Annotated in this window: 14 protein-coding genes; 13 read left to right on the top strand and 1 reads right to left on the bottom strand. The window is 66.9% G+C overall.

The features are described 5' to 3' along the window. Positions 1 to 9 precede the first annotated feature (9 nt). The 13 genes from JQ639_RS02630 (at position 10) to JQ639_RS02570 (ending at position 16,479) form a co-directional block, all read left to right on the top strand. Positions 10 to 1,191: an acyl-CoA dehydrogenase family protein gene (locus tag JQ639_RS02630; protein WP_211969591.1), complete on the top strand. Its 1,182-nt coding sequence runs from the start codon at positions 10 to 12 to the stop codon at positions 1,189 to 1,191. A 23-nt stretch (positions 1,192 to 1,214) separates the two neighbouring features. Next, entirely contained in the window at positions 1,215 to 2,345 is a 1,131-nt protein-coding gene (locus JQ639_RS02625; protein ID WP_211969592.1) for an acyl-CoA dehydrogenase family protein, read from the top strand. 9 nt (positions 2,346 to 2,354) lie between these two features. After that, positions 2,355 to 3,545 (top strand): acetyl-CoA C-acyltransferase, encoded by a 1,191-nt coding sequence (locus JQ639_RS02620; RefSeq protein WP_211969593.1) that lies wholly within the window; start codon positions 2,355 to 2,357, stop codon positions 3,543 to 3,545. A 24-nt stretch (positions 3,546 to 3,569) separates the two neighbouring features. Further along, positions 3,570 to 4,580, top strand: a complete 1,011-nt coding sequence (locus JQ639_RS02615; RefSeq protein WP_211969594.1) for an NAD(P)H-dependent flavin oxidoreductase — start codon at positions 3,570 to 3,572, stop codon at positions 4,578 to 4,580. A 74-nt stretch (positions 4,581 to 4,654) separates the two neighbouring features. Then, positions 4,655 to 5,815 carry an iron-containing alcohol dehydrogenase gene (locus tag JQ639_RS02610; RefSeq protein WP_211969595.1) on the top strand — a complete coding sequence of 387 codons (1,161 nt, stop codon included), beginning with the start codon at positions 4,655 to 4,657 and terminating at the stop codon, positions 5,813 to 5,815. Positions 5,816 to 5,888: 73 nt separating this feature from the next. After that, positions 5,889 to 7,091: an ABC transporter substrate-binding protein gene (locus JQ639_RS02605; protein ID WP_249123571.1), complete on the top strand. Its 1,203-nt coding sequence runs from the start codon at positions 5,889 to 5,891 to the stop codon at positions 7,089 to 7,091. A 251-nt stretch (positions 7,092 to 7,342) separates the two neighbouring features. Further along, positions 7,343 to 7,861: a formate dehydrogenase subunit gamma gene (locus JQ639_RS02600; RefSeq protein ID WP_211969596.1), complete on the top strand. Its 519-nt coding sequence runs from the start codon at positions 7,343 to 7,345 to the stop codon at positions 7,859 to 7,861. Beyond that, positions 7,858 to 9,414 carry a formate dehydrogenase beta subunit gene (locus tag JQ639_RS02595; RefSeq protein ID WP_211969597.1) on the top strand — a complete coding sequence of 519 codons (1,557 nt, stop codon included), beginning with the start codon at positions 7,858 to 7,860 and terminating at the stop codon, positions 9,412 to 9,414. Before JQ639_RS02600 ends, JQ639_RS02595 begins: the two co-directional genes overlap by 4 nt. 12 nt (positions 9,415 to 9,426) lie before the next feature. After that, entirely contained in the window at positions 9,427 to 12,303 is a 2,877-nt protein-coding gene (fdhF, locus tag JQ639_RS02590) for a formate dehydrogenase subunit alpha (RefSeq protein WP_211969598.1), read from the top strand. A 3-nt stretch (positions 12,304 to 12,306) separates the two neighbouring features. Next, positions 12,307 to 13,128, top strand: a complete 822-nt coding sequence (fdhD, locus tag JQ639_RS02585; protein WP_211969599.1) for a formate dehydrogenase accessory sulfurtransferase FdhD — start codon at positions 12,307 to 12,309, stop codon at positions 13,126 to 13,128. After that, a complete protein-coding gene (locus tag JQ639_RS02580; protein ID WP_211969600.1) occupies positions 13,118 to 13,336 on the top strand; it encodes a formate dehydrogenase subunit delta in 219 nt (72 codons plus the stop codon). Before fdhD ends, JQ639_RS02580 begins: the two co-directional genes overlap by 11 nt. A gap of 62 nt (positions 13,337 to 13,398) precedes the next feature. Then, a complete protein-coding gene (locus JQ639_RS02575; protein ID WP_211969601.1) occupies positions 13,399 to 15,051 on the top strand; it encodes an OFA family MFS transporter in 1,653 nt (550 codons plus the stop codon). A 168-nt stretch (positions 15,052 to 15,219) separates the two neighbouring features. Beyond that, a complete protein-coding gene (locus tag JQ639_RS02570; RefSeq protein ID WP_349644679.1) occupies positions 15,220 to 16,479 on the top strand; it encodes a BaiN/RdsA family NAD(P)/FAD-dependent oxidoreductase in 1,260 nt (419 codons plus the stop codon). Positions 16,480 to 16,489: 10 nt separating this feature from the next. On the opposite strand, the gene JQ639_RS02565 is transcribed toward JQ639_RS02570, so the two are convergent. Further along, on the bottom strand, positions 16,490 to 17,713 hold the full coding sequence (locus JQ639_RS02565) for an MFS transporter (RefSeq protein ID WP_211969602.1): 1,224 nt from the start codon (positions 17,711 to 17,713) through the stop codon (positions 16,490 to 16,492). Positions 17,714 to 17,719: the final 6 nt, after the last annotated feature.

The following is a 17,719-nucleotide window of genomic DNA, read 5'->3' as shown; positions in this document are numbered from 1 at the left end:
GCTCCGCAGATGGAACTCGCGCTCTCACCCGACGACGCGGCCTTTCGCGACGAGGTTCGCGCCTTCATCAAGGACAACTATCCGGCGGAGATGCGCGTCCCCAACCCGGAAACCGATCTTTCCAAGGAACAGATGCTGCTGTGGCACCGCATCCTGCACAACAAGGGCTGGGTTGCGCCGCTGTGGCCGAAGGAATATGGCGGACCCGGCTGGTCGATCACCCGCCGCTTCATCTTCGAGCAGGAGACGACGCGCGCCGGGACGCTGCCGCCGTTGGCGTTCAGCGTCACCATGGTCGGCCCGGTCATCTACACCTTCGGCAACGCGGCGCAGAAGGAGCGCTTCCTGCCGCGTATTCTGTCCGGCGAGGACTGGTGGTGCCAGGGCTATTCGGAGCCCGGCTCGGGCTCCGACCTCGCCACCGTTCGCACCAAGGCGGTGCGCGACGGTGACCACTACATCGTCAACGGCCACAAGACATGGACCACGCTGGCGCAGCATGCCGACTGGATCTTCTGCCTGGTGCGCACCGATCCCGCCGCCAAGCCGCAGTCCGGCATCTCCTTCCTCCTGATCGACATGAAATCGCCCGGCGTCACGGTGCGGCCGATCATCACCATTGATGGCTCGCACGAGGTCAACGACGTCTTCCTGGAGGACGTCCGTGTGCCCGTCGAGAACCTGATCGGCGAGGAGAACAAGGGCTGGACCTACGCCAAATTCCTGCTCGGCAACGAGCGCACCAGCATGGCCGGCATCGGCCGCGCGACGCGCTATATCGAGCGGTTGAAGAAAATCGTGAAGGCCGAGATTCCCGAGGATGACCCGGCGTATCTGGAATTCATCCGCGATATCGCCCGCGTCGAGCTTGACGTGCTCGCGCTGGAGGCGACCGAGCTGCGTGTCGTCGCCCAGATGGCCCGCGGCATCGATCCGGGACCTGCGGCGTCGCTGTTCAAGATCCGCGGCACCGAGATCTTCCAGGCGATCACGGAGCTGACCCATCGCGCGATCGGCAATGACGGCCTTGCGATCCGCGAGCAGCCCGCCAGCGCTAATCGCTTCATGCCCGGGCCGGAATACGGCCACACGGCCTCCGAGAAATATCTCAACGCGCGCAAGCTCTCGATCTACGGCGGATCGAACGAGATCCAGCGCAACATCATCGCCAAGGCCGTGCTCGGTCTCTAGCTCCAGCGCCATGAGAGGATCGAATGGATATTCAGTTCACCGAAGAGCAGGCCTTGTTGCGATCCAGCGTCCAGCGGCTGCTGCGTGAGCAGTACGATTTCGACGCCAGGCGCAAAATCCTCGCCAGCGAGGACGGCTTCAGCCGCGCCGGGTGGGCAGCCTTCGCCGAGCTTGGCCTGCTGGCCGCGCCGTTCTCCGAGGAGGCCGGCGGCCTCGGCGGCGGGCCGCTGTCAACCATGATCATCATGCAGGAGTTCGGACGGCATCTCGTGGTCGAGCCGTTCGTCGAGACGATCGTGGTGGCGGGCGGCCTGATCGAGCAGGTCGGCTCCGGCGACCAGAAGCAGGAGCTGCTGCCGGACATCATCGCGGGACACAAGATCTGGACGCTGGCATCGACCGAAAGAGGCTCTCGCTTCGATCTCGCCACCGTCACCACCACCGCGCGGCGGGATGGTGACGGCTACCTTCTCACCGGCGAGAAGACGGCGGTGATCGCAGCGCCGTGGGCGGACCATCTCATCGTCTCCGCGCGCACCGTGGGCCATCGCCATGACCGCAGCGGCGTCAGCCTGTTCGTGGTCGATCGCCGCGCCGCCAACCTCGATCTCAGGAGCTTCAGGACCATCGACGGTCGCCGCGCCGCGGAGATCAGCCTGCGCGGGGTGCGCGGGCAACTGCTCGGGACTGAGGGCGACGGCGTCGCCGCGCTCGAAGCCTGCCGCGACCGTGCGATCGCCGCCTTGTGCGCTGAACTCGTCGGGGCGATCGGCGAGCTGAACGCCGCGACGCTCGACTATTCGAAGACGCGCAAGCAGTTCGGCGCCACGATCGGCTCCTTCCAGGTGCTGCAGCACCGCATGGTGGACATGTTCATCGCGCATCAGGAGGCGCTGTCGCTGATGCAGCACCTCAACCTCGGTCTCGACGCGGATGACGCCGGCCTGTCGCGGCTGGCCTCGGGCGCGAAATCGAAGATCGGCTATGCCGGCAGGTTCGTCGCCGACCAGGCGGTGCAGCTGCATGGCGGCATGGGCATGACCGACGAACTCAATGTCGGCCACTACTTCAAGCGCATCTCGTCCATCAACATCCAGTTCGGCGATCCCGCCTATCACGTGCTGCGTTACGCGCAGCTCGACCCGGCCGCCTAGGAGGCACCCATGTCGTCACCCCAAGCCGTCATCGTTTCCACCGCGCGCACGGGGGTCGGCAAGGCCTATCGCGGCGCCCTCAACAACACCGACGGCCCGACCATGGCCGGCCACGTGATCGCGGAGGCGGTGAAGCGCGCCGGTCTCGCGCCCGGCGAGATCGAGGACGTGGTGATGGGTTGCGCGATGCAGCAGGGCACGATGGTGATGAACGTCGCGCGCAAGGGCGCGATCCGTGCCGGCCTGCCGGTGACGGTGGCCGGCACCACGATCGATCGCCAATGCGCCTCCGGCCTGCAGGCGATCGCGGTCGCCGCGCGCTCGGTGATGCTCGACGGCGTTCAGATCGCGATCGGCGGCGGCATCGAATCGATCAGCCTGGTGCAGAACGAGCACATGAACCGCTTTCACGCCGTCGACGAGGACCTGATGGCGATGAAGCCGGAGATGTACATGTCGATGCTGGAGACGGCTGAGGTCGTCGCCGAGCGCTACGGCATCGGCCGCGACAAGCAGGACGAGTACAGCCTCGAGTGCCAGCGCCGCGTCGGCGCCGCACTGCAGGCGGGCCGCTTCAATGACGAGATCGTGCCGCTCACCACCACGATGGCGGTCGTCGACAAGGACACCAGGGACGTCTCCTACCGCCAGGTGACGCTGTCGAACGACGAGGGGCCGCGCCCCGACACCACCGCGGAAGGGCTCGCCAGGATCAGGCCGGTGTTCGAAGGCAAGACCATCAGCGCCGGCAATGCCAGCCAGCTCTCGGACGGCGCAGCGGCCTGCGTGATCATGAGCGACAGGATCGCCGCCCAAAAAGGCCTCAAGCCGCTCGGCATTTTCCGCGGCTTCGTCGCCGCCGGCGTCGAGCCGGACGAGATGGGCGTCGGCCCGGTCGTCGCGATCCCGCGATTGCTGCAGCGGCACGACCTGAAGATCGACGACATCGACCTTTGGGAGCTCAACGAAGCCTATGCGGTGCAGGTGATCTACTGCCGCGACAAGCTCGGCATCGATCCCGAAAAGCTCAATGTCAACGGCGGATCGATCGCCATCGGCCATCCCTACGGCATGACCGGCGCGCGGCTCACCGGCCACCTCCTGATCGAGGGCCGGCGGCGCAAGGCGAAATACGGCGTCGTGACCATGTGCATCGGCGGCGGCATGGGCGCGGCGGGCCTGTTCGAAATCATCCACTGACCCGGGAAACGCGAGGAGATCTTCGTGAAGACAGCAATCACCGAACTGTTCGGCATCCAGCATCCGATCATCCAGGGCGGCATGCACTATGTCGGCTTCGCCGAGATGGCGGCCGCGGTGTCCAACGCCGGGGGCCTCGGCATCATCACCGGCCTGACGCAACGGACGCCGGAGCTTCTCGCCAGGGAGATCGCGCGCTGCCGCGACATGACCGACAAACCGTTCGGCGTGAACCTCACCTTCCTGCCGAGCTTCACGGCGCCGCCCTATCCGGAATACATCGCCGCGATCAGGGAAGGCGGCGTGAAGGCGGTGGAGACCGCCGGGCGCAGCCCGGAGCAGTACATGCCGGCGCTCAAGGCCGCTGGCATCAAGGTGATCCACAAATGCACGTCGGTGCGGCATTCGCTGAAGGCCGAGAAGATCGGTTGCGACGCGGTCAGCGTCGACGGCTTCGAGTGCGGTGGCCATCCCGGCGAGGACGATATTCCGAATATGATCCTGCTGCCGCGCGCGGCGGAGGAGCTGACGATCCCGTTCGTCGCCTCGGGCGGCATGGCGGACGCGCGCAGCCTCGTCGCCGCGCTGGCGATGGGCGCGGCGGGCATGAACATGGGTACGCGCTTCGTCGCCACGGTGGAAGCGCCGGTTCATCCCAACGTCAAGAAGGCCCTGGTCGAGGCCAATGAGCTCGATACGCGCCTCGTCATGCGCGCGCTGCGCAACACCGAGCGCGTCCTGAAGAACAAGGGCGTCGACGAACTGCTGGAGATCGAACGCGACAGGGGCGCTGCGCTGAAGATCGAGGATATCCACGACAAGGTCGCGGGCGTCTATCCCAAGGTGATGATCGACGGCGACATGGACGCCGGCGCCTGGAGCTGCGGCATGGTGGTCGGCCTGATCCACGACATCCCCACGGTCAAGGAGCTGATCGACCGCATCATGGCCGAGGCCGAGCAGATCATCCGCCAGCGGTTGACCGGCTTCCTCGACGGCACGCTCGAGACGCGACCGGCCCGCGCGGTCGCCTGACGGAGACACCGACGTCTCCAAGCCGCCGGCGTGACGGCCGAATTGTTCACGAATGGATCGAGGGAGCGAAAAGCATGGGCGTCATCGGCAGCCATCAATACCCCACCATGGAATCCGTGATCTACGGCCGGCCGGCGGCCGAAGCCTTGTGCGAGGAGGCCGAACGACTCGGCGCAACGCGCGTCTACCTGATTGCCAGCCGCACGCTGAACACGACGACCGACGAGATCGAAAAGATCCGCAAGGCGCTCGGCGATCGCCATGCCGCGACGTTCGACGGCGTTCCGCAACACACGACTCGCGACGTGGTGGTGCAAATCGCGCGACAGGCCAGCGAGGCGAAGACCGATCTCGTGGTCGCCATTGGCGGCGGCTCGGTGGTCGACGCGGCGAAGATCGTGCTGATGTGCATGGAGCACGAGATCTTCGCCCCGGAAGGGCTCGACGGCTTCGAAACCACGCCGGAACGACGCTTCGGCGCCTTCCGCAACCCGAAGGTGCGGATGATCGCTATTCCCAGCACGCTGTCGGGCGGCGAATACAACTCGGGTGCGCTGGTCACCGACACCAGGCGCAAATTGAAGCAGATCTTCAATCACCCGCTGATGATGCCGCGCAGCATCATCCTCGATCCCGCGATCACGCGCCATACACCGGAGAAGCTCTGGCTCGGCTCCGGAACGCGGGCGATGGATCACGGCATCGAGGCGATCTGCTCGAGCCGCCCCAACGTGCTGGTCGACGCCGTGTGTCAGCAGGGACTGCGCTATCTCCACGACGGCCTGCTGCGCACGCGTACGAATCCGGACGACGAGGACGCGCGGCTGAGCTGCCAGCTGGGCTCGTGGCTGTCGGCATTCGGTCTGCAGTCGCGCGTCCCGATGGGGGCAAGCCACGCCATCGGCCATGTTCTCGGCGGCACCTGCGACGTCCCGCACTATTTCTGCACGGCGGTGATGATGCCGAGCGTCCTGCATTACAACCGCCCCGCGACACCGGCGGCTCAGACCGCGATCGCCGCGGCGCTCGGCGCGCCGGGGCAAGATGCCGGCGACGCGTTCGCGGCGTTCGTCGCGGAGCTCGGTCTGCCCGGGAGTCTCGCCGACGTCGGCGTGACCGAGGACCGCTTCGAGCTGATCAGCCGCAACGCCATGTTGTCGATCTTCACGCGGGCCAACCCGCAGCCGATCCGCGAGCCCGGCGACATCGTCAAGATCCTGGAAATGGCGCGCTGACGCGCCGGGGATTCCGCCTGACATCGAGGCCGGACTCGCGCCCGACTTCGCACAAGAAACAACGGAGGAACAGATGGATTTTCGGCGCATGGGATTGGCCGGCGCACTGCTGGCTGCGATGTCAGGGCCCTGCTGGGCGGGCGATATGCCCGGCGTCACGGCGACGAGCGTCAAGATCGGTGGCATTTTCCCCCTGAGTGGACCGGCCTCCGCGATCGGCCAGGTCGGGCAGGGCGTGCGTGCCTACGTGCAGTCGATCAACGATCACGGCGGCATCAACGGCCGCAAGATCGATTATGTCATGCTGGACGACGGGTATAACCCGACCAAGAGCTTCGAGCATGCGCGCAAGCTGGTGGAGAGCGACGAGGTCGCCTTCCTGTTCAGCCAGCTCGGCACCGCGGGAAACTCGGCCGTGGCGAAATATCTCGCGGCGAAACGTGTGCCGACGATCGCGGTCGTGACCGGTGCGAGCAAGTTCACCAACGTCAGGGATTATCCCCTCACGACCACGGGACTTGTCAGTTACGACACGGAGGGAAGGATCTACGCCAAATACCTGATGCGGGCGCTGCCGGCGGCGAAATACGCCATTCTGTTCCAGAACGACGATCTCGGCCGCGACTACGTCAACGCGTTCAAGGCGGTGCTGGGCGCCGACTTCGACAAGCGCGTGGTCACCGCGAGTTACGAGGTGACGGAACCGACCGTCGATTCGCAGGTGCTCACGCTGAAGAGCTCAGGCGCGCAGGCGCTGTTCATCGCGGGTACGCCGAAGTTCGCCGCGCAGGCGATCCGGCGCGCGGCCGAGAGTGGGTGGAAGCCGACGGTCCTGATCAACTTCCCCTCGTCGACGATCGCCGGCACGCTGAGCCCCGCGGGCCTGGAAAACTCTGTCGGCGTGATCGTCGGCACCTCGAACAAGGATCCGATCGACCAGAAATGGCTGGGCGACGAGGGAATAAGGGCCTATCGCGCCTTCTTCGACAAGTATTTGGCCGGCTCCGATATCACCAATACGAGCTATCTCACCGGATACCAGCAGGGCATGGTGCTGGAGCAGATCCTCAAGCAATGCGGCGATGACCTCTCGCGCGATAACATTATCAAGCAGGCGAAATCGCTGAAGAGCCTTGCGCTCCCGACGGCGCTGCCCGGTGTCCGGATCAACACCAGCCCGACCAACAACATGATCTGGACCCAGCTGCAGCTTCAGCGCTGGACGGGTACGGGCTGGGAGCAGTTCGGTGAAATCCTCGACGCGAGCTCGGAATAGTGCAGCCGCAATTGCGGCGACAGTGCATCAATTGACGTTGCCTGCCATGGAGCGCGATGGGTCCATGTCCATCGGCGCTGGCCTCCCACCGCGGAAGGGGTGCCTTACCGCAGTTCGTTAACGCAAAAAGCCTCTCAATCCGCGCAGATTGATCGGGTTTTGCTATCGCAGCATAAGACCCGCGCCCTTGATCGATTCCAGGTTTTTATTCAGCGTCCGTCCCAACTTGATCAAGCCGGGTGGATGCGCGGATGGGACTTCAGCAGTCGTTTGGCGGCAGGGCGGAACCTTTAAGCGAGCCTTGGAACGAGCCCTGGAGCGAGGAGCGCGCGCGTGAGATCATCGCCGGGCACCGGCATCTCGACGGGCCGACCCTGCCCATCCTCCATGCCCTGCAGGAGGCGTTCGGTCACGTGCCCGAGGCGGCTATCCCGCTGGTCGCGGAGGCGCTCAACCTGTCCCGCGCCGAGGTCCATGGCGTCGCCACCTTTTACCATGATTTCCGCCGCGCTCCGGCCGGCCGCCATGTCGTCAAACTGTGCGGCGCGGAGGCCTGTCAGGCCATGGGCGCCGATCATCTCGCCGCCTGCGCCGAGAAGAAGCTCGGCGTGAAGATGGGCGAAACCACGGGCGACCGCCGCGTGACGCTGGAGCATATCTACTGCCTCGGCCTGTGCGCGGTGGCGCCGTCGGCGATGATCGACGGCCGCCTCATTGGCCGGCTGGACGAAGCGCGCCTCGATGCGCTGCTGGCGGAGACGCGGTCATGAGCCTCAGGATTTTCCTGTCCCGCGATGCGGCCTCCGTGGCCGTCGGCGCCGACGGCGTCGCGGACGCCCTTGTCCGTGCGGCTGAAAGTCGCGGCCTTGCCCTCGATCTCGTCCGCACCGGCTCGCGCGGCCTGTGCTGGCTGGAGCCGCTGGTCGAGGTGGCGACGCCGGCCGGGCGGGTCGCCTACGGGCCGGTGATCGCCGCCGATGTGCCGGCGTTGGTCGACGCGCTCGCCGCCGATGGCGCCCATCCGCTGCGCCAGGGGCTGACCGACGACATTCCCTGGCTCAAGCGCCAGACCCGCCTGACCTTCGCGCGCTGCGGCGTCGTCGATCCGCGCTCGCTCGACGATTATCGTGCCCATGGTGGTTACAAGGGGCTCACGAAAGCCCTGGCGCTCGATGGCGCCGGCATCGTCGCCGAGGTCTTGGCGTCCGGCCTGCGCGGCCGCGGCGGCGCAGGCTTCCCCACCGGGATCAAGTGGCGGACCGTGGCGGAAGCGGCCGGGCCGCAGAAGTACGTCGTCTGCAATGCCGACGAGGGCGACTCCGGCACGTTCGCCGACCGCATGATCATGGAAGGCGATCCCTTCCTGCTCATTGAAGGCATGACCATCGCCGGCATCGCTGTCGGCGCCACCAAGGGCTTCATCTACATCCGCTCCGAATACCCGCACGCGATCGCGGCGATGGAGGCGGCGATCGTCGCCGCGCGCCAGGGCGGCATGCTCGGCGATTCCGTCGCCGGCTCGGCCCATGCTTTCGACATCGAGGTGCGCACGGGCGCTGGCGCCTATGTCTGCGGCGAGGAGACCTCGCTGCTGGAGAGCCTCGAGGGCAAGCGCGGCCTCGTGCGCGCCAAGCCGCCGCTGCCGGCCCACAAGGGCCTGTTCGGCAAGCCGACGGTGATCAACAACGTGCTGTCGTTCACAGCGGTGCCGTTCGTTCTGGCCGAAGGCGCCAAGGCCTATGCCGACTACGGCATGGGCCGCTCGCGCGGCACCATGCCGATCCAGCTCGCCGGCAACATCCGCCATGGCGGCCTGTTCGAGACCGCGTTCGGCGTCACGCTCGGCGAGTTGATCGACGACATCGGCGGCGGCACCGCCACGGGACGGCCGGTGCGTGCGGTCCAGGTCGGTGGCCCGCTTGGCGCTTACTTTCCGCGCGCGCTGTTCGATACGCCGTTCGACTACGAGGCGTTCGCCGCCCGCGACGGCCTCATCGGTCATGGCGGTATCGTGGTGTTCGATGACAGCGTCGACATGGCGAAGCAGGCGCGCTTTGCCATGGAATTCTGCGCCATCGAGTCCTGCGGCAAGTGCACGCCCTGCCGCATCGGCTCGACCAGGGGCGTCGAGACCGTCGACAAGATCCGCGCCGGTCACAACGTCGCCGCCAACCTGACGGTGCTGACCGACCTCTGCAACACCATGAAATTCGGCTCGCTGTGCGCGCTCGGCGGCTTCACGCCGTATCCGGTGATGAGCGCGCTCAAGCATTTCCCCGAGGACTTTGGCCCCGCGGTTCAGCCGCTGCAGGCCGCGGAATGAGGAAGGCACGTCATGTCGCTGGTGCATGAGATCGATTACGGCACGCCGCGGTCCAAAGCCGAGAAGACCTTGACCCTGACCATCGATGGCCGCCAGGTCACGGTGCCCGAGGGCACCTCGATCATGCGGGCGGCGATGGAGTCGGGCACGCAGATTCCCAAGCTCTGCGCCACCGACATGGTCGATGCCTTCGGTTCCTGCCGCCTGTGCCTGGTGGAGATCGAGGGCCGCGCCGGCACGCCGGCGTCCTGCACCACGCCGGCCACCGAGGGCCTCGTGGTCAAGACCCAGACCGAGCGGCTCAAGCAGCTGCGCAAGGGGGTGATGGAGCTCTACATCTCCGACCATCCGCTCGACTGCCTGACCTGCGCCGCCAACGGCGATTGCGAACTGCAGGACATGGCGGGCGCGGTCGGCCTGCGCGATGTGCGCTATGGCTATGACGGCGAGAACCACGTGTCCGCCACTTGTCATGGCGAGGACAACGCCAACTGGTTGCCCAAGGACGAGTCCAACCCGTACTTCACCTACGATCCGTCGAAGTGCATCGTGTGCTCGCGCTGCGTGCGGGCCTGTGAAGAAGTGCAGGGCACCTTCGCGCTGACCATCGCCGGCCGCGGCTTCGACAGCCGCGTGTCGCCGGGCATGAGCGAGAGCTTCCTCGGCTCCGAGTGCGTGTCGTGCGGCGCCTGCGTCCAGGCATGCCCGACCGCGACGCTGACCGAGAAGTCGGTGATCGAGATCGGCCAGCCCGAGCATTCCGAAGTCACCACCTGCGCCTATTGCGGCGTCGGCTGTACCTTCAAGGCCGAGATGCGCGGCGAGGAAGTGGTGCGCATGGTGCCCTACAAGGACGGCAAGGCCAACCGTGGCCACTCCTGCGTCAAGGGGCGCTTCGCCTGGGGCTATGCCACGCATCGCGAGCGCATCCTGAAACCCATGATCCGCAAGGCCATCAGCGATCCCTGGCAGGAGGTGAGCTGGGAGGAGGCGTTCAGCTACGCCGCGTCCGAGTTCGCCCGCATCCAGAAGACCTACGGCCGGGACTCGGTCGGCGGCATCACCTCGTCGCGCTGCACCAACGAAGAGACCTATCTGGTGCAGAAGCTGATCCGCGCCGGCTTCGGCAACAACAATGTCGACACCTGTGCCCGCGTCTGCCATTCGCCCACCGGCTATGGCCTGTCGCAGGCGTTCGGCACCTCGGCCGGCACCCAGGACTTCGACTCCGTCGAGCAGACCGACGTGGTCATCGTGATCGGCGCCAACCCGACCGACGGCCATCCGGTGTTCGGCTCACGGCTCAAGAAGCGGCTGCGCCAGGGCGCGAAACTGATCGTGATCGATCCGCGCCGCACCGATCTCGTGCGCTCGCCCCATATCGAAGCGGCTTATCATTTGCCGCTGATGCCCGGCACCAACGTTGCCGTGCTCACCGCGCTGGCCCATGTCATCGTCACCGAGGGCCTCGTCGACGAGCCTTTCGTGCGCGAGCGCTGCGACTGGAGTGAGTTCGAGGACTGGGCGGCATTCGTGTCGCTGCCGCAGAACAGCCCGGAGGCCACCGCGCTCGCGACCGGCGTCGATCCCATCGCGCTGCGCGGCGCCGCGCGGCTGTTCGCCACCGGCGGCAACGGCGCGATCTACTATGGTCTCGGCGTCACCGAGCACAGCCAGGGCTCGACCACGGTGATGGCGATCGCCAATCTGGCGATGGCGACCGGCAACATTGGCCGTCCGGGCGTCGGCGTCAATCCGCTGCGCGGCCAGAACAATGTGCAGGGCTCCTGCGACATGGGTTCGTTCCCGCACGAACTGCCGGGCTACCGCCACATCTCCACGGATGCCGTGCGTGAGACCTTTGAATCGCTGTGGGGCGTCAAGCTCAATAACGAGCCGGGCCTGCGCATCCCGAACATGCTGGATGCCGCCGTCGACGGCAGCTTCAAGGCGCTCTACGTGCAGGGCGAGGACATCCTGCAGTCCGATCCCAACACCAAACATGTCGCCGCCGGCCTTGCCGCCATGGAGTGCGTCATCGTTCACGACCTCTTCCTGAACGAGACGGCGAATTACGCACACGTGTTCCTGCCGGGCTCGACCTTCCTGGAAAAGAACGGTACCTTTACCAATGCGGAACGCCGGATCCAGCGGGTGCGAAAGGTGATGTCGCCACGCAACGGCATGGAGGACTGGGAAGTCACGATCGCTCTGGCCAAGGCGATGGGTTACGAGATGCACTATGAGCATCCTTCGCAGATCATGGACGAGATCGCGGCGCTGACGCCGACCTTCACCGGCGTGTCCTATGCCAAGCTCGACGAGCTGGGATCGGTGCAGTGGCCCTGCAACGAGAAAGCCCCCGAAGGCACGCCCGTGATGCACATCGGCGGTTTCGTGCGCGGCAAGGGCAAGTTCGTCATCACCGAATATATTCCCACCGACGAGCGGACGGGGCCGCGCTTCCCGCTGCTGCTGACCACTGGCCGCATTCTCAGCCAGTACAATGTCGGGGCCCAGACCCGCCGCACCGCCAACGTGGTCTGGCATGAGGAGGATCGTCTCGAGATCCATCCCCACGACGCCGAGCAGCGCGGCGTTCGCGATGGCGACTGGGTGACGCTGACCAGCCGCGCCGGCGAGACGACGCTGCGTGCGCTGATCACCGAGCGGGTCGCGCCGGGCGTCGTCTACACCACGTTCCACCACCCGGACACGCAGGCCAACGTCGTCACCACCGAGTTCTCGGACTGGGCAACCAACTGTCCGGAATACAAGGTCACCGCGGTGCAAATCAGGCCGTCCAACGGCCCCAGCGACTGGCAGAAGACCTATGACGAGCAGGCGCGGCAGTCGCGCCGCATCGCCCCGATGGAAGCAGCGGAGTAGAGCTTGCCGGATCCTGTTCATATCGCACATCGACGGATTTGGCGGGACAATGGCGGCTTCAGCGCGGGCGATCGCGCGATCCCGGAGGAGACCGCGATCGCGCTGTCCTATGATGGCGGCACCTATGCCGTCATGATGGGGACCCCGACCGACCTCGAAGACTTCGCGGTCGGCTTCAGTCTCTCCGAAGGGATCATCGACGCCAGGGACGACATCACCTCGCTGGAGGTCGTCGAACTCGACGACGGCATTGATGTCCGGATGTGGCTGGAGACCTCACGGGCGACGCGGCTCGGCGAGCGGCGGCGGCATATCGCCGGGCCCACCGGCTGCGGGTTGTGCGGCATCGACTCGATTGCCGAGGCGGTGCGCCCTGCGGCCGTCGTCGGTCATGGCATTCGGGTCTCGCCGCCACAGATCATGGCCGCGATGCAGGCCCTGGCGCCGCTGCAGAAGCTCAACATGGAAACGCGCGCCGTGCATGCGGCGGCGTTCTGGCATCCCGATCGTGGCATTGTTGCGCTGCGGGAGGATGTCGGTCGGCACAATGCCCTGGACAAGCTCGCCGGAACGATCGCGCGCCAGTCACTCGCCGCGATCGAGGGGATCGTGCTGCTGACCAGTCGCGTCTCGGTCGAGATGGTGCAGAAGTCAGCGGCGCTGGGAACCTCGATGATCGTCTCGGTGTCGGCGCCGACCGCGCTGGCGGTGCGGATGGCGGAGGCGGCGAATATAACCCTTTGTGCAATTGCCCGGGCCGACGGCTTCGAGGTATTCACCCATTCGCATCGCGTATCGACAGGAGTCTCGATCGATGTCGCCTGACAGATTGGTCCACATGGCCAACCAGATCGGCAGCTTTTTCAGGAGTCAGGGCGAGGCCAGGGCTGTGCCGGGCATCGCCGAGCACATCAACAAATTCTGGGATCCCCGCATGCGCTCCGCGATCCTGGCGCATTGGGAGGCTGGCGGCGAGGGGCTCGATCCCCTCGTGCGCAGTGCGATGGTGGGGCTGAGGAGGCCAGGGTCGTAGTCAAGCGTCGGGACGACAGACCGCCTCGCCAATGAAGGCGGCTGCCACGGGGAGAAAACAACATGGCTACTCTGGACAATGCGGGGACGATGTCCGGCAGCACTGCCGGCATCCTTGATCGCGAACGCATTATTGCCGCTGCCGGATTCAATCGCTGGCTGGTGCCGCCGGCGGCGCTCTGCATCCATCTCTGCATCGGCATGGCCTATGGCTTCAGCGTGTTCTGGCTGCCGCTGTCGCGCGCCGTCGGCCTCACCGCGCCGAAGGTCTGCCAGGACATGTCGATCGTGCAGGAGTTGTTCACCACCACCTGCGACTGGCGCGTCGCCAGCCTCGGCTGGATGTACACGCTGTTCTTCGTCGTGCTCGGCGTGTCGGCTGCGTTGTGGGGCGGCTGGCTGGAACGGGCAGGGCCGCGCAAGGCTGGCGTGGTCGCCGCGTTCTGCTGGGCGGGCGGCCTTCTGCTCGGCGCCATCGGCGTCTACACCCACCAGCTCTGGATCCTGTGGCTCGGCTCCGGCGTGATCGGCGGTGTCGGTCTCGGCCTCGGCTATATCTCTCCGGTGTCGACGCTGGTGAAATGGTTCCCCGACCGCCGCGGCATGGCCACCGGCATGGCGATCATGGGCTTCGGCGGTGGTGCCATGATCGGCGCACCGCTCGCCGACCTGTTGATGAACACTTTCAAGACGCCGACGTCGGTCGGGGTGTGGGAAACGTTCCTCGCCATGGGCGTCATCTACTTCGTGTTCATGATGATCGGGGCGTTCCGCTACCGCCTGCCGCCGTCCGGCTGGCGTCCGGACGGCTGGGCGCCGCCGGCCGAGAACAAGTCGATGATCACCCAGCACCATGTCCATCTCGACAACGCGCACAAGACGCCGCAGTTCTGGCTGATCTGGTGGGTGCTGTGTTTGAACGTGTCGGCCGGTATCGGCGTCATCGGCATGGCCTCGCCGATGCTGCAGGAGATCTTCGCCGGTTCGTTGATCGGTCTGCCGGACCTCAAGTTCAACGCGCTCAGCGCCGAGCAGAAGGTGGCGATCGCCGCCATCGCGGCGGGATTCACCGGCCTGCTGTCGCTGTTCAACATCGGCGGCCGGTTCTTCTGGGCGTCGCTGTCCGACCACATCGGCCGCAAGAGCACCTACTACACGTTCTTCCTGCTCGGCATCGTGCTCTACGCTTCTGCGCCATGGTTCGCGGCGATCGGCAGCAAGGCACTGTTCGTGCTGGCGTTCGGCATCATCCTGTCGATGTATGGCGGCGGCTTCGCCACGGTGCCGGCGTACCTCGCCGACATGTTCGGCACGCAGTTCGTCGGCGCCATCCATGGCCGGCTGCTGACGGCGTGGTCGACGGCGGGGATCATCGGCCCGGTGGTCGTGAACTACATCCGCGAGGCGCAGCTCGCCGCCGGCGTGCCGCGTGACCAGCTCTACAACACCACCATGTACATTCTCTGCGCGATGCTGATCGCGGGCCTGATCTGCAACTACCTGATCAAGCCGGTCGATCCCAAGTGGTACATGAGCCAGGAAGAGGTCTCCAAGCTGCAGGCCGCGACCAAGGGCGCGGCGTCGGGGCCGAGCGGTTCGTTCGGCATCGGCAAGGGCGGTCTCGACGGTCCGGCGCTGCTGTTCTGGGCCTTCGTCGGCATTCCGCTGGCGTGGGGCGTGTGGATCACGCTCAAGAACGCGGTCAAGATCTTCTGATCGCCTGAGAGGGATGGGAACGGGGCGGCAGGGACACTTGCCGCCCCGTACCCATGTTCGGGATCTGCGTGTGTTTGGGGGCCATGGCACGCCGGGAGGTGCTTTCGGACTTGGCTTCGGGGCCGGCGCGGCCGATAAGGCGGCGATCATGTCCTGTGACCTCCGCCCGTGACCGTGTCTCCATCTCCTGATATTTCCGGTCGAACCATCGCTGTGATCGGCGCGGGGCCGGCCGGCCTGATCGCCGCGGAGACCATTGCCGCGGGCGGGGCGCGCGTCACCGTCTATGACCGCATGCCGTCGGCCGGCCGCAAGTTCCTGATGGCCGGCCGCGGCGGCCTCAACATTACCCACAGCGAGCCGCTTGCCGCCTTCATGGCGCGCTACGGCGCCGCCGAACCGGCGCTGCGCGACGCGGTCGAAAAATTCTCGTCCGCTGACCTGCAGGCGTGGTGCGCTGCGCTCGGGCAGCCGACCTTTGTCGGCAGCAGCGGCCGGGTGTTTCCGCAGGCGCTCAAGGCGTCGCCGCTGCTGCGCGCCTGGTTGCGCCGCCTCGAAGGGCAGGGCGTGACGCTGGCGCTGCGTCACCAGTGGACGGGGTGGGCGGATGATGGCCGCCTGCGGTTCGAAGCGCCCCATGGCCTGGTGCAGACCGCGGCGGATATCACCGTGCTTGCGCTCGGCGGCGCGAGCTGGCCGCGGCTCGGCTCCGATGGCGGCTGGCAGTCCATCCTCGCCGCGCGCGGCATTGCGATTGCGCCATTGCGGCCGGCGAACAGCGGCTTTCGCGTGGCATGGTCGGCACTGTTCCGCGACCGCTTCGAAGGCACGCCGCTGAAGGGAATTGCACTGTCGGCCGGTGCGGCGACGAGCCGGGCCGAACTGGTGGTCACGCGCGACGGCCTCGAAGGTGGCGGCGTCTACGCGCTGTCATCGGTGCTGCGCGAGGCGATCGCCCGGGACGGTTTTGCCGACTTGACGGTTGCGCTGCGCCCGGACGCCTCCGCGACCGATCTGGCGACTCGGCTCGCGGTGCCACGCCGCAAGCAGTCGCTGTCGACTTTTCTTCGGAAGGCGATCGGCCTGTCGCCGGTGGCGATGGCGCTGCTGCAGGAGAGCGCGATCGCGCGCGGTGTGAACCTCGGTGCGCTTTCGTCCGATGCCCTGGCGGAGGCGGTCAACGCGGTCACGGTGCGGCTGAGCGGTACGGCGTCGATCGATCGCGCGATCTCGACGGCGGGCGGCATCGCCTTCGACGAGGTCGACGCCTCCTTCATGCTGCGCCGGCTGCCGGGGGTGTTCGTTGCCGGCGAGATGCTGGACTGGGAAGCGCCGACCGGCGGCTATCTGCTGCAGGCGACGTTCGCGACCGGCGCGGCAGCCGGACGCGGCGTGCTCGCCCGGCTGCGCGCGGAAGGTACGCTATGACGAGGCGCGGTCATGCCGTTCCGGTGCGGGTGGCGAGATCGGTGATCAGCGCCAGCAGCCCGAACAGCGCGGTGACCGCGCACACTGCCGTCCAGCCGCCGAGCGGCCAGGCGAAGGCGACGGCCGCGGAGCCGATCGCGCCACCGATGAAGAACAGCCCGACGAACAGCCCGTTGAGGCGGCCGCGCGCTTCCGGGCGCAGCAGGTTGACCGCGCGGCGGCCGAGTGTCTGGTCGCTGGTGATGCCGATGTCGAGGAGCACGGCGGCGGCGGCGAGCAGCCCCAGCGACCACGCCGGGTCGGTCAGCGTCGCGGCGTACGCCGCTGCCAGTGATGACAGCACGATCATCAGATGCGAGGCGATCAGCAGCACGCGCACATGGCCGCCGTCGCCGATCCGGCCCGCGATCGGCGCGGCCGTCGCGCCGGCAGCGCCGACCAGCGCGAACACGGCGATGCCGCGGGCGTCGAGGTGGAACGGCGCCGTGGTCAGGCGCAGTGCCACGGCGGCCCAGAACGCGCTGAAAGCCGCCATCACCAGCGCCGCCGTCCACGAGCGGACGCGCAGCACCGGCTCCTCCCGCAGCAGCGTCCAGAACGAGCCGAGCAGGCGCGGGTAGCTGACATGGGCGAGCGGGCGCAGGGTCGGCAGGCGCACGCCGAGCGCGACGGCAAGAACGGCGACGGCAGTTGCCGACAGCACATAGTAGCCGCGCCAGTCCCAGAGGTCTGCGACGAAGCTCGCCAGCGGCCGCGACAGCAGGATGCCGACCATCAGTCCGCTCATGACCTCGCCGATGACCCGGCCGCGGTCGGCCGGCGGCGCCATCGCCGCGATCAGCGGCACCAGCATCTGGATCGCGGCACAGGAGCCGCCGAGCACGAACACGGCAAGGAGCAGCAGCCCCGGCGTCGGCGCCAGCGCGGTGCACAGCGCGGCAGCCACCGTGCCGCACAGCGTCGTCAGGATGAGCCGTTTGTTTTCCAGGCGGTCGGCGAGCGGCACCAGCAGGAACAGGCCGAGCGCATAGCCGAGCAGGGTGAGGGTGCTGATCAGGCCCGCCTGCGTGGCGCTCATGTGCAGCGCCGGCCCCATCTCGCCGACCAGGATCTGCGGCGCGAACAGGTTGGTGACGATCGTGCCGGTGGCGATGGCGCCAAGCCAGATGAAGGACCGGGTAATCGTCGCGGTGCCCGGCACGGGAGTGGAAGAGGTGGTGTCGCTGGCGCTCATGGAGCC

It is taken from the genome of Bradyrhizobium sp. U87765 SZCCT0048 (assembly GCF_018131225.1).
In the GTDB taxonomy this organism is placed as follows: domain Bacteria; phylum Pseudomonadota; class Alphaproteobacteria; order Rhizobiales; family Xanthobacteraceae; genus Bradyrhizobium_A.
Note: the sequence above shows the minus strand (reverse complement) of the source record. Positions and strands in the feature narration are given on the sequence as shown.